The organism is Amycolatopsis sp. NPDC043885 (assembly GCF_056435685.1).
Genome location: NZ_JBWKEA010000004.1, coordinates 389,856 through 403,783, shown reverse-complemented (window position 1 = coordinate 403,783; position 13,928 = coordinate 389,856). Strand labels below are relative to the sequence as shown.

Annotated in this window: 6 protein-coding genes; all 6 read left to right on the top strand. The window is 69.3% G+C overall.

The window, feature by feature from the left end; all coding sequences use genetic code 11:
* Window positions 1-260: 260 nt before the first annotated feature.
* The 6 genes from AC069I_RS16975 (at window position 261) to AC069I_RS16950 (ending at window position 13,919) form a co-directional block, all read left to right on the top strand.
* On the top strand, window positions 261-6,800 hold the full coding sequence (locus AC069I_RS16975) for a LamG domain-containing protein (RefSeq protein ID WP_478265799.1): 6,540 nt from the start codon (window positions 261-263) through the stop codon (window positions 6,798-6,800).
* A gap of 893 nt (window positions 6,801-7,693) precedes the next feature.
* On the top strand, window positions 7,694-8,809 hold the full coding sequence (locus AC069I_RS16970) for a FecCD family ABC transporter permease (RefSeq protein WP_478265798.1): 1,116 nt from the start codon (window positions 7,694-7,696) through the stop codon (window positions 8,807-8,809).
* The gene (locus AC069I_RS16965; RefSeq protein ID WP_478228971.1) at window positions 8,806-9,618 is read left to right on the top strand and encodes an ABC transporter ATP-binding protein; all 813 of its coding nucleotides are present in this window, start codon (window positions 8,806-8,808) and stop codon (window positions 9,616-9,618) included. Before AC069I_RS16970 ends, AC069I_RS16965 begins: the two co-directional genes overlap by 4 nt.
* Window positions 9,611-10,609 carry an ABC transporter substrate-binding protein gene (locus AC069I_RS16960; protein WP_478265797.1) on the top strand — a complete coding sequence of 333 codons (999 nt, stop codon included), beginning with the start codon at window positions 9,611-9,613 and terminating at the stop codon, window positions 10,607-10,609. The genes AC069I_RS16965 and AC069I_RS16960 overlap by 8 nt, the downstream gene beginning before the upstream one ends.
* Complete coding sequence (locus AC069I_RS16955) at window positions 10,606-12,264, top strand: ABC transporter ATP-binding protein/permease (protein ID WP_478265796.1); 1,659 nt, start codon at window positions 10,606-10,608, stop codon at window positions 12,262-12,264. Before AC069I_RS16960 ends, AC069I_RS16955 begins: the two co-directional genes overlap by 4 nt.
* A complete protein-coding gene (locus tag AC069I_RS16950) occupies window positions 12,261-13,919 on the top strand; it encodes an ABC transporter ATP-binding protein (RefSeq protein WP_478265795.1) in 1,659 nt (552 codons plus the stop codon). The genes AC069I_RS16955 and AC069I_RS16950 overlap by 4 nt, the downstream gene beginning before the upstream one ends.
* The last annotated feature ends 9 nt before the right edge of the window (window positions 13,920-13,928 follow it).

The window sequence follows — 13,928 nt, the reverse complement described above, 5'->3', positions numbered from 1 at the left end:
TGAGCGGTGGGCCTCCTTCGGTGGCGCCCGGGCCAACTGTGTCCTGGCCGTCGACCGGAACGACCTGGCAGGCGGTCGCACCGCCCAGCGACAAACCCCGAGAAACACACTGTCGGAAAGCCATCGTCCCGAACAGGCTCACCAACCGCCGTCCGGAAAAACGGTGCGTCACCTTCTTTCACTATTCCAGGGGGCTGTCCGCGTGCTCCTGCCTCAATAACATGAAAGATCGCCGACATTTCCCCGAGTGAGGGATGGCTATGACGACCTCGGAACAGACCTGGCCCTCGACCGACTGCAACGGTATTACGCTGGTCGATCCCGTCGCTCTCACTCTCGCGGGAACAGTGGTGCTACTCGCCCGAAAAGCCGCCACGACGGTCGGTTCGCTGTACTACAACGTACGTGTCTCCGGGACGGATCCCGGTGTTCCCCAGGAATGGGCGGGCTGGAACGAACTGCGGCTCACCGGGAGAACCGCCGGGTCGGCGGACGACCGTCCACTGTTGCGGATCGCCGGCATGGACCTGATCACCGTCGATTCGGCCGCCGCCGCTCCGAAGCCCGCGGACGCGCCTTTCCGGGCCGTCACCGACGGCAGGTACATCTCGTGCTTCCGCCAGTCCGCCACCGGCACTCTCTACGTGGATCGCTTCGCGCTCGTGCGGACTCCGCCACAGCGGACCAGCGGCTCGCGTGACGGTGAGAACCAAGGCGGCTGGCGGATGGAGCGGGTGTGGGAGGTGCGGTACCGGCGCAGTGAACGCCGCGACGCACCGGCGGGCCCCGGCGACGAACTCGGCTTCCGCAACATGATCGACGAGCCGTTCCCGGAGCCCACCATCGAACTGTCGGCGCTGTCCGGTATCACCGGCGGCCGTTTCGACGTCGTTCTCGCGCCCACTTCGGACGCCGATGTCCGCCGCTGGCACATCATCGCCGTCACCGGCGAAGTCCTCACCTTCGTCTCGTATCCGCAGGACAGCACGGGCGGCATCGAGGTCGATCCGGCGCTGGCACGTACCTTCACGATCACCCCCACGCTCTGGAATTCGGGAAAGAGCACCCCGTTGACCCCGACCGCCGGTGTCGGCGCGAGCCTGTACGCCGAGCAGGAAAGGACCGGCGCGGAGCCGGGTCTGCCGTCGAGCCTGCGCCGGGCCGTCCGGCTGGGCGTCACCGTCCCGGTCGCCAACGCCGGGGCCGGACTGCCGGGAGCGCTGGCCGTCTACGACTTCGGCGTGCTGCCGGACGGGACCATCCCGACGTTCCCGGCGGGGATCGGCTGTGTGCTGATCGACGGCACACTCAACGGCGGTGGTTTCACTCCGGGCACCGGCGACCACCCCGTCCCCGCCAAGGCGGTGCGCTCGGCCGGTACCGGCACGGTGAGCGCGGTCCTGCTGGGCACGCCGAGACCGGCCGCCGCACCCGCCGTCCTCGACAGTGCCGACGGGCTCGTGCACTGCTACTTTCCCCAGCCGTCCAGCCCGGCGGGCACCGAAGCTTTCGCGGTCGCCCAGTACGACCCCACGGTGACCAGGACCCGGCTCACGATGCCCTGGAACGCCGACGACCAGAGCGGCACGTTCCCCCTGATCGCCCGGCGCAGTGGCAGCACGTTCGACGACGTCGTGGCGACCGTGGCGCCCTGCGTCCGTGACGGCCTCACCGCGTCCGACCTCTGCGACGTGACGATCGACTACGGCACCGCCGCCGGCCTGCCGCACGAGAACTGGGGCGGTGTCCCGCGAGACGTCCGGACCATGGTCTCGGTCCTCAACGGAGCGTTCTCCGACGACCCCGCCGACAAGGCGGTCCTGTCCGGAGCCCGGCCGTTCTACGACTTCCTGGGCCACCAGCCGTCGGTACGGTTGCCCCTGGCCTCCGCGGGCAGGCTCGTGCTGATCTCCCACCGTCCCGACATGCCGCTCTCCCGGGTCGAGGTCACCGCTGCGGCGAACGGGACCGTGGATCTGATCATGCGCTACACCTCGGACACCGGTGTCACCGCGGTGCAGACCTGGCAGGCAGTGCCGTCAAGCACCGTCGACGCGGCGCCGGTCCTCAACGGTGACGCGGCTCCGGCGACCTACCCCTATCACCGGGCCGCGGGCGACACCCCCGTCTACGCGTTGAGCACCGGCGGTGGCAGCATCCTGCTCTTCGGCAAGACGACCGGGAACCCGTCGCTGACGATCTCACCCGCGGACGGCGATCCGGCGCACTGCACCATTTCCCTCGTCACCGGCGGGCAGCCCGCCGTGAAACTCGAGAACGTTCCCCGTGACCAGGCGGGTTTCGTCGCGCGGTTGCGTGCCTGGAGCGCGGCCGAAGCGGTGTTCAGCCATATCTCCGCCGATCCGAAACCCGGGCCTGTCGCCGACCAGACCTTCACAACTCCCCTGGATCTGCGCGGTGGCTCGGTGCTGTTCGACGTGCTCCAACCGGCCGACGTGGGAGAGCTCGCCGCCGGGCAGGTCGACGCGGCGAACTGGCAAGGACGTTCGCTGAACCCGGCACCACCGGACACCACCGTCGGCCGGGCGATGATCGCGATGACCGCGCTCCAGCCGGAAAGCGCGCTGTTCGGCCGGGCACCGCTGGCGGTGGACGGAACGAGTACCCGGACGGTGAGCGGCGACAACGGCAAATGGCTGGCCGCGCACCAGGCGAAAGCGCTCGCGCTGAACGGCCGCCAGGCGATGAGCGTCGCGCTCACCAACACCCAGTTGGCGCCGGGATCGGTTTGGACCATGGAATCCTGGATCCGGCCGGAAGGCAGCGACCCGGCCACGGTGATCACCTACGACAACGGGCCGGCGAAGGGGCTGGGCGAACTCACGCCGTCCTACTATCTCGGCGTCGCCGGCCTGCCCACGGTGCGCTTCGGTGCCTTCACCCAGAAGAAGAACACCAAAAGCTCCTACCTCGCGGTGCCGTCGAACCCGGCGTTCACGCCCGGCCCCACCGGCTTCACCTGGGAGGCGTGGATCAAACCGGACCAGAAGCCGTGTCCCAAGGCGAACCGGCTCGGCAGCGTCCTGCAGGTCTGCGACGCGAAGAGCAAAAGCAAGCCGCTGCTCAATCTCGGTCTCGACGTCGGGCGCCACCTGTCGCTGGGCTACCGGCCGCAAAGCCACGAGCCGAAGTCGAGCTACCTCACGGCCGGGAATCCCCTGCCCGCCGGTGTTTGGTCGCATGTCGCGGCGACGGGGGCATGGCAGAACGGGACCTGGACGCTGAAGATCTACGTCGGCGCCGTGCTGGTCAACACCGTGCGGAACGTCAAGCTGCAACCACCGTCGAAGTCGACCTCGCCGTCGCTGGCGATCGGCGCGGCGATCGGCCCGCACGTCAGCATGTTCGGCGCGCTGTCGGATGTGCGTCTCTGGTCCTTCGCCAGGACGGCCGCGGAACTGCGCCAGACGAACACCGCGGCGCTGACCGGAAGCGAACCGGGGCTGGAGGGCGCCTGGTCCTTGGCCGAGGGGCACACCACCGCCAAGTCGGTCTTCGCCAACCACGCGACCGCGACCGGGCCCGCGCTCGACGCCCAACTGAAGCTCGCCAAATCCCAAGCGGTCGGCTCCAGCGATGACGACCCGTTCCTCGGCATCGTCGCCGGCGTCGGCGGGACGGCGCCAGTGCGAGCCCGGGCGCGCCTGCGTCCCGGCGAGTGGAACCATGTGGCTGTCAGCTATCAGGCGGCCGGCGCACTGAAACTGAACCTCGCGGGCGCGGCCTCGGCTCCACCGTCCTACGGCGTCTGCCCCGAACCCGGCGACCTCGCGTTCAACGGCCAGTTCAGCATCGACTGCTGGGTGGAGGGAGTGGGCTCCACCGGTCTGCAGCAGACGATCCTCTCGCAGTGGGGAGAGTCCGAAAAGGACCAGTCGTTCCGGCTCGCGCTGGACTCCGACGGGAATCCGTTCTGCACGGCCGGAATCGTCGACCCGGCGAGTGGCGACCGGAGCCGGCTGACCGTGCGGGGCAACGCATTCGTCCTGCGCGGCCCGGCCGTCCACATCGCCGTGACGCTGACTTCGGCTCAGGTCAAGGCGGGTCTGCGGTGCACGCTCACGATCTACGTCAACGGTTTCGAGAACGGAACGGCGCAGACGACACTGAGTGGCGCGAAAACCGTGACGTCCGTCGATTCCTCGGCACCACTGACACTCGGCATCGGCACTCCGCCGTCGAAGGCGGGCCGGGTGGCCTTGGAAGCGCAAGCGCGCTTCACCGGTGCCTTGGGCGGGCTGCGATTTTGGTCGGCAGGCTTGTCGGCGGCCCAGGTGCGGTCGGTGCTGCGGCGCAATCAAGCCGCCGACACCGACCACGGCGTGGTTTCGGCGTGGTGGTTCACCGAAGGTTCCGGCAATGTCGCCGCGGATTCGGTGAACGACAACGACTTCCTGCTGACCGACACGGATCTGTGGGGTGTGCTCCAGAACGTCGGCCGGTACCGGTGCTACCACGACGGCCTGCCGATCGGGTCGGTGCTGCCCGCGGGCGAAGTCGACGGCTATCTCGGGTACGACCAATGCACCTTCGGCGCCTACCAACAGGGCGCGGGAAAGCTCCAGGACACCCTCACCGGATCGCTGGCCGAGGTACGGATCTGGCGCTCCGCGCGCACCCGCTCCCAGATCACGTCCACCCTGTTCCGGAAGCTGAAGGGCGACGAGACCGACCTGGCGGGCTACTGGTCATTGGATAACACCAGCGCGGACCTGACCGGCCGGGGCGCGAACGGGCGTCTCATCGGCGCACCCGGCTATGTCGCCTCCACCGCGCCCGTCGCGAACGAGGGGCCTCAGCTCACCAACGTCTACCAAGGTCCGCGGACCCGATTCCAGCGCCCGCTTTCCGGCAAGGCCGCGGTCGTCGAATACCCGGAGATGGAAACCCACGGGGACGGCACGCCCTACGCGGTGATGCGTCGTGCCTATTTCTTCGAAGACACCGCGCTCACGTTGTCCACCGGCTACGGCATGGGCGAGACGGATCTGGTGTACCTGGGCCAGGTCCAGACCCGGCCCACGCTGATCGGGTACATCGAGGGCGCGCCGCCGGTGCCCAGCGAGAACCTGTCCCGCCCGCTCTACGACAGCCCGTTCGGCTACAACTCCTATCAGGACGCGTCCACGGTCACCGTCCGGTCCGAGGAGAGCACGTCGGTCAAGTTCACGTCGTCGGACTACAAAACCGCGTTGAAAATGGAGATCGACACGAAAGCCGGGGTCGCCGCGAAATGGGCGGACAGCGCGTCCGTGCTGGCGTGGACGCATCTGCTCACCGCCGGTACCGGGAAGATCGGCGCCCGGCACAAGTCGAACCTGGAAATCGCCCGCCAGCGGGACGAAACGTACCTCTCCGCGTGGACCCGCACCACGACGGACACCTTGGGGCTGCGGGGAATGTGGGAACAGGCGCGGCCGGACCGGTCGGACTACCTCAACCCGGTGGTCGGCCGCCGCTACCAGCCGCTGAACCTCGGGTACGCCCTCGTCGAGTCGATGACGGCCGATCTGTACGCGATGCGGCTGCGCTCCACCGGGGCGATGGTCGGCAAGATGGTGCTGCCCGATCTGGACATCCCGCCGGACCGCAACATCATCACCTTCCAGATCGACCCGCGCTATGTGAAGAACGGGACGCTGGACGGGAAGGTCGGTCTAGTCAACGACGCCGACTTCCCGCGCGCCGACGTCGCCAGAGGCAGCTACTTCAAACCGGACGAGGCCTACCGGCTGGCCGCGAAGATAGCGCAGTCCGACGCGGCCATGCGGAGCAGGTACAACCAGTTCAAGGCGGCGAGCCTCGGTGAGAAAGGCAGCGCCGACCTGGACGGGATCAAGGACGAGCAGTTCTACGACTTCGGCAGGGACGTCCCGACCCGCGGCATCGCCAACCGGTACGTCTGGACGGCGTCCGGCGGCCTGCACACCGAAACCGAGCAGTTCTCCGCCGCCCACGAACGCGTCTACACGGGATTCAGCGACTACACGCATCTGACCGGCCTCACCGGCGAGATCACCTTCACCGCCCAATACGGTCTGTACGGCGCGATCGACGCGTTGTTCGGCGGACACGTCAAAGTCCAGGTCGGCAAGTCGGAGAACGAGTCGCGAGGCTTCTCACTGGCGGTGACCTGCCCTGGCGATCCGATGCTGCAGGGCTACCACGCGGAGACCGGCTACACCCCGGATTACTGCCCCGGCAAGGTCGACGCCTACCGGTTCATGTCGATCTACCTGCCGTCTTCGGCGGACAATGGCGACACGTTCCACGATCAGGTGATCGACAAGGAATGGCTGACCTCCAGTAGCGACCCGGACGCGGTGGCCCTGCGCAACGTCCAGCTGACCGGGCAGGGCGCGTGGCGGCTGCTGCACCGCGTCACCTACGTCAGCCGGGTACCGCCGCAGTTCGACACCAATCCGGACCAGACGGTCTCCCACGAGCCCGCGCAGGTGATCGACCTGGCCGACAACCCGCTGCTGATCGAACTGGTCGAGGACGAGGTGCCGGCCGAGCACCCCTCCCCCGCAGACATCGGGAACGGGGTGGCGAACGTTCTGGCGCCGCTGGACGGCCACACGGCATCGAAACTCGGCGATCTCGTGCCGTGGTGGGCGGCGTTCCTCGCCGCGACCCGCCTCGCGAAGCCGGATCCCGCGAAAGTGGCGCTGTTGAACCGAATCCTGACCGACACGGTGGCGTACTTCCAAGCCGGATACGCCTCCGGTCTGCTGCCGCGGCCGGAAACGGGCGCCGCGGGCACCTCGTTCCGGTGACCGCGGACTTCGGAGAGTATGAGCGCATCGGTGCCTGTCGGGGCATGAGGTGGGTGCCAGGCCTCGTGATCCCGAGTACATAAACAACCTCACTCGCCCATTCGACACCACCAGCCACGACAACGGCGCCTAGAAACCCCCTACCCTCGGCTCAGCTGAGGAAACGCGACCTTCACACCTTCCCGCGGCCGAAGGCTCAAGGTAGCGGGAAGGTCTCCGAGCTGATTTCCCTCTCACTCCATTCCAAGTTACCCGGACCACGGACAACATGGGCTTCATAGGAGATGTGTTTGAGATCGGCGACGCATCGTCGGGTACGTCCACCGGGCGAGCGGCCGTTGCCCCGATTCCCTTGCGAATTAACGCATCCGAACGCCTCGGCCAGACCGGCTTGTGCCGCACCGGAACCTGGTGCGCCTTCGAGCACGACTGGCTTCATCACGCGTCCGGGAGCGCGGCCCGGGTGTGGTCCAGGTCGGAGAGCAGGGGTCGCCGAGTTGATCGACGCGGTCGAGGACGTCGTCGGCGGTGAAGACCAGGTCACTCGAGCGTCGGCACCGATCGACTTCCTCCCAGGTGATCGGCGTGGACACGACAGGTGGCGGTGTCCCATGCCGCCCAGCTATAGAAGCCACGGTCGGCGGTCAGCAACTCGTCCGGGCGCAAACGCGGGTAGAGACGCTGCGCCAGGGTGTTCTCCCCGACCGCATAGCCGCCGACCTCGCCCGCGGGGCGCGCGTGCGTGCCGCACTCGGCCAAAGCGACCGCACGATGTCGTGACCGACTCGACCCGCCAAGCTGTGATGATAATCATTACCGATTATCTGTTGATAACGATTATCGGGTGCGGTTAGGCTCCGGTGTCCTTCCACCACAGATCGATCGGCGCCCCCATGGTTGTTCGTTCGCGGCCGTCCGCGTCGCCCTCGGGCGTTCGCGACCGGCAGGCGGCACTTGCCCGGTCCCGGCTTCTGCACCGGGGGACGGTCACGGTCCTCGCTGTCGCGATCCTCGTGATGCTGGTCGTATCCGGTTCGGTGGGGACGGTCGAGGTCGGGCTCGCGGACGCGGCGCGGATCGTGGTCGGTCATCTGGTGCCGAACGTGCCGTGGATGTCGGACGGCAGCCTGACCGTGTTGCAGGACCAGGCGGTATGGCAGTTCCGGCTCCCTCGCGCGCTGCTGGCGGGGCTCGCCGGGGCGGGACTGGCGCTGGCCGGGGCGATCATGCAGGTGATCGTGCGCAACCCGCTCGCGGAGCCGTACCTGCTCGGTGTGTCGTCCGGCGCGGGTGTCGGCGCGGTTCTCGTGATCACCTTCGGTTCGGCCGCCGTGGGCGGGCTTCCCCTGGGCGCGGCGGCCTTCGCCGGGGCCTTGGTGGCCAGTGTGTGCGTCGCGCTGGTCGCCCGGCATCGCGGCATCCTGTCGCCGACCAGGATGATCCTTTCCGGTGTCGCCCTCGGTTCCCTGTTCAGCGCGATCACGAGCTATCTGACGCTGACCACTGAGGCGCAGAACGTCTTCAGCGTGCTGTTCTTCTTGCTCGGCAGCGTTTCCGCCGCCTCGATGGCTTCCTTGGCCGTGCCGGCGGTGGCGTTCGCGGCCGCCTGTGTCGTCGTCGGACTGCGGACCAGGGCCATGAACGCGCTGCTGAGCGGCGACGAATCCGCGACCGCACTGGGAGTCGACGTGAACCGGCTCCGTGCCGTGCTTCTCGTGACCGCCGCCCTCCTGACCGGGTCGATCGTGTCGGTCAGCGGCGGCATCGGTTTCGTCGGTCTCGTGATCCCGCATGTGGCGCGGATCCTCGTCGGCTCGGACCATCGCCGGATGCTGCCGGTCGCGGTACTCGGCGGCGCCCTGTTCCTCATAATCGCCGACCTGCTCTCGCGCACGGTCGCGGCGCCTGGCGAAATACCGATCGGGATCCTCACCGCGGTCGTGGGCGCGCCGTTCTTCCTGTGGCTGATGCGCCGGGACACGGCCGCGCGGGCGGGGTTCGGCCGATGAAGGTCCATTTCCACGACGTCAGCGCCACGCTGGGCGGTGACCAGGTGCTGCGGAATGTGGACATCGAGGTCCGCTCCGGCCGTTTCCTCGGGCTCGTCGGCCCGAACGGCAGCGGCAAGTCGACCTTGCTGCGCACGCTTTACCGCGCCGTCGCGCCGTCATCGGGCCGCGTGCTGCTGGGCGAGCACGACGTGTGGCGCACCGACCGGCGGACCGTCGCCAGGGCGGTGGCGGTGATGACTCAGGAGACGTCGTCCGAGTTCGACCTGACGGTCCTCGACGTCGTGCTCCTGGGCCGGGTGCCCTTCCAGCGCGGATTCGGCCGCGACACCGAAGCCGACCTCGATCTCGCGTGGACCGCGCTCGACCGGGTCGGCGCCACCGACATCGCCGACCGGTCCATCGGACGGCTGTCGGGCGGGCAGCGGCAGCGGGTGATGCTGGCCCGAGCGCTGGCGGCGGACTCCCCCGTCCTCGTCCTCGACGAACCGACCAACCACCTCGACATCGCCTTTCAGCTGGAGCTCATGCGGATCGCGGCCGGGCTCGATCGCACCATCGTCGCCGCCCTGCACGACCTCAACCTCGCGGCCACCTACTGCGACGACATCGCGGTGCTCGACGCCGGCCGTGTCGTCGCCACCGGAACGCCGGACGCAGCGCTCGCCCCACGCGTCGTGGAAGACGTGTTCGGAGTCGCCGTCGATCAGCTCACCCATCCACGCGACGGCCGGCCGGTGCTGGTCTTCGGCCGTCATGCGGAGACCCGTTCACCTCTCAGCACACCCGGAAAAGAGAACCATGCTTAAAACCCTGTCCTTTGCCGCGTTCGGTGTCGGCATGTCGCTGATCGCGGGTTGCGGTACCTCGGTCACTCCGGCCGCTCCGTCGAACAACGCGAGCACGGCGGTCACCGTGTCCAACTGCGGCCGGGATGTCACCGTCAACGCCGTTCCCCGCGCCGCGGTCGGGCTCAGCCCGTCGCAGACGGAACTGTTGCTGCGGCTGGGTCTCGCGGGCTCGCTGGTCGGCCAAGCACAGACCGCCACCGCACCGCTCCCGGAAGACGTGGCCGGACAGGCCGCCGCCATCCCGGTGCTGAGCGAGTCGGGACCGCCGAGCCGGGAGAAGCTCCTGTCCGCGAAGCCGGACTTCGTCTTCTCCCCCACCACCTACGAGTTCACCGCCGAGAAGGGCTTCGCGAGCCTGGAGCAACTGCGGCAAAGCGGCGTCGCCGCCTATGTCGCCGCGGGCGGATGCGCCGAACGCCGCATGAACGGCACGGTCGAGGATCTCTTCACCGACCTGGAGAACCTCGGCAGGATCTTCGCCGTGCCGGACAAGGCGAAGGCACTGGTCGACCAAGGCCGGGCGGATCTGGCCGCCGTGGACAAGGCCATCACGGGCCGCCCCAAACCCACCGTCGCCCAGGTGTTCCTGGAAGGTGCCACCGTCACCGCGATCGGCGCGGGCATCGAGTACGACATCATCCGCAGGGCGGGCGGCGACAACGTGTTCTCACCGAAGGACCCGCAGTTCGCCAAGTTCTTCGCCGCGCAGATCACCCCCGAGGCGCTCGCCGAGAAGAATCCCGACGCGATCGTGTTCGCCGTCAACGGGGCCGCGCAGAAGCAGGCGAGCATCGATTACCTCACCCGTACTTTCCCAGCCATGACCGCCGTCCGCGAACAGCGCTTGATCGCGATCGACGCCGCCGACACCTATCCGGGCACCCTCGGGAACATCTCGGTGGTGCGGGAGATCGCGCAACGGCTCCACGCGGACGCGTTCACCCGGTGATCCATCGCAGGCTCCTGCGGCTGGCGGGTGTGGTCCTCGCTCCCGTCCTGCTGCTCGCGGTGCTGTCGATACTCGTGTCGGCCTGCTACGTCGGCGGAGCCGTCCTGACGGCGTCCGTCCTCACCGATCTCACTCGCGGCGGGGGCTTCGCGACCGTGACACCCGCGATCGCGGCGTTGACCGGTGTCGTCGTGGTGCGCGCGATCCTGCTGTGGGCACGGGAGGTCGCCGCGGCCCGGTTCGGCATCGCCATCCGCACCAGGCTGCGCGGCAAGCTTCTGCGCCGCATCACCCTGCTGGGACCGGCCTGGACGCGGGGAGAGCGCGCGGGGGCGATCACGCACACGGTCGTCGACGGGGTCGAAGCCCTCGACGCCTACTACAGCCGTTATCTGCCGCAGCTGCTCGTGACCTGCCTGGTTCCGGCCGCCGTCGCCGGGTGGCTGTTCACCGTGTCCGTCCCCGCCGCCGCGATCCTCGCGACAGCGGTCCTGTGCGCCGTGGCCGTCCCACGCTTCTGGGATGCCCGGCTGCTCCGGACGGGCCGAACCCGGTGGAGCGCCTACGAAAAGCTGGCGGCCGACTATCTGGAGGCGACCCAGTCGATCGCCGTCATCCGGCTCTTCGGTGCGGGCCGCCGGGCGGGCGAGGCACTCTCCCACCGCGGCGACCGCCTGCACCGGGTCACGATGGCCCAGCTGCGTGTCTCGCTGGTGGAAGCCGGAGTCAGCGCCCTGGCACTGCACCTCGGCCTCGCGGCCACGGTGGTCGTCGCGTGCGCCGGGATCGTCGGCGGTCAGGCGCCCGCGGCGTCGGTGTTCATGTTCTTGTTGTGCGCCAGGGAATGCTTCCGGCCCGTGCTCGACCTGTCCGCCCACTGGCACGTCGGCTACCAAGGGCTGGGCGCGGTCGAGGGCATCGACGAGATCATGACGGCGCGTCCGCAGGTCGCCGACACCGGCACCCGCACCGAACCCGCTCGGCACGGGGCTCGGCTGCGGCTGCGGGACGTCGGATACCGCTACCCGAACGGCGCGGGCGTTTCCGGCATCAGCTTCGAATGCGCGCCGGGGAACACGACCGGGATCGTGGGCCCGTCGGGCGCCGGGAAGAGCACGATCGCCCGGCTTCTCATCCGCGAGGCCGACCCGCAGCAGGGGACGATCGAACTCGACGGAACCCCGATCGCCGGGTACACCCTCGCCGCTCTCCGCGCGAGCATCGGCGTCGTCGGCCAGCACACCTATCTTTTCCATGGCACCGTGGAAGAGAACCTCCGGCTCGCCCGGCCCGGCGCCACGCACGACGAGATCCGCGCCGCCGCCCACGTCGCGGACGCGATCGAGTTCGTCGAAGCACTCCCCCGCGGCTTCGCGACGGTCCTCACCGAGAACGGGACCCAGTTGTCCGGCGGCCAGCGGCAGCGCCTCGCCATCGCCAGGGCCGTGCTCGCCGCGCCTCCGGTGCTGCTGCTCGACGAAGCGACCTCGGCCTTGGACGTCGACACCGAGAAACGCGTCCTCACCCGGCTGGCGGAACACTGCGATGGCACCACCCGCGTCGTGATCGCCCACCGCGAGACCGCCCTGCGTGACGCCGGCGCGATCGTCACGATCGAGTCCGGCCGCGTCACCGGGCAGGCGGTCCACTCGTGAGCGGACCGCTCCGGCGGCTGCTGCCGGTCGTCGGCGAGCAGCGGGCCACCTTCGTCTGGACGGTCGCGAGCAACGCGGCCGTCCAGCTCGGTGCGCTGACGACGACCGTGCTCGGCACGTGGCTGGCCGGGCGGGCCGCGGCGACCAGTACCGCGCCACTGGCCATCGTCGCAACCGTCCTGTGCGGCCTGGCCGTGGTGACCGCGGCGATGACCTGGCGCGAGTCCTGGGTCTCCCACGATCTGGCCTACCGGCTGATCGGCACCTTGCGTGCCCGGGTGTTCGACCGGCTCCGCGTGAGCCTGCCCGACCGCCGGAAGCCCCGCAGGAGCGGTGATCTCGTGTCCGTCGCCTTCGCCGACATCGACCGTCTCGAATGGCTCTACGCCCACACCGCGGCCCAAGCACTCACCTCGGCCATGATGGTCGCCGCCACCGCGACCCTGTCGCTCCTCGTCACGCCGTGGCTGCTGCTGGCGTGGGTACCGTTCGTCGTCGTGACCGCGGCGCTGCCGTGGCTGTCCGGCCGAGCGGGAACGCGGCAGGGCACCGAACTCACCGAGGCCGCCGCGACCCTCAACGCCGAACTCGTCGACACCGTCCGGGGACTCGGCGAACTCAGCGGTGCGGGAGCCCTGCACCGTCGCACCGCCGCCCTGGAGAAACGGACGAGTGCGCTGACCGCCGTGCAAACGAGGATCGGCTCCCGGGTCGGCTGGGAGCGCGCTGTCACGGACGCGGCTCTGGCGCTCAGTGCGATCGGCGCGCTCGCGGTCTGCGCGGCGAACCTCGACACGATCGACCGCGCGCTCGCACCGGTCGCCATGGTGCTGGCCACCGCGGCACTCGGCCCGATCGCACAGATTTCGGATCTGCTGCGCAACGTCGGCACGTTGCGCGCCGCCGGTACCAGGATCACCGAAATCCTCGACCGGGCACCGGCGGTCCAGGAGCCCCGCGCGCCCCGGCCCCTGCCGTCCCGTGATCGCGCGACCGGGCTCGTCTTCGATCACGTGTCCTTCGGTTACCGCGACGACGCTCCGCCGGTCCTGCGCGACGTGTCGTTCACCGTCCGCCCCGGCGAAAGGGTCGCCCTCACCGGGCCGTCCGGGGCGGGCAAGACCACGTGCGCGCTGCTCGCGACCCGGATGTGGGACCCCGACGCCGGCCGCATCACCCTGGACGGCGTCGACCTCACCGAGCTGACCGACGACGACCTCCGCCGCGCGATCAGCGCCGTTCCCCAGGAACCCGGCCTGCTCACCGGGACGATCGCCACCAACATCCGGCTCGGAAACCCGGATGCCGGCGACACCGAAGTCGAACGAGCCGCGCGGCGGGCGGGGATCCTCGACCCGGGAGCCGGATTCCCCGCCGGACTCGCCACCGTCGTCGGCGAATCCGGTGACGGACTGTCCGGTGGCCAGCGAGCACGAGTCGCCGTCGCCAGGGCGCTGCTGGTGAATCCCCGGATCCTCATCCTCGACGAGGCCACCGCCAACCTCGACCCCGAAGCCGACGAAGCCATCACCGCGGCCCTCGCGTCGGCCGGGAACGACATCGGTGTCCTCGTCATCGCCCACCGCCCCGCCACACTGGCCGGCTGCCACCGGGTAATCGCCTTGCGAGAAGGCGGACGCGTCGGCCGATCGTGAGACGTCACG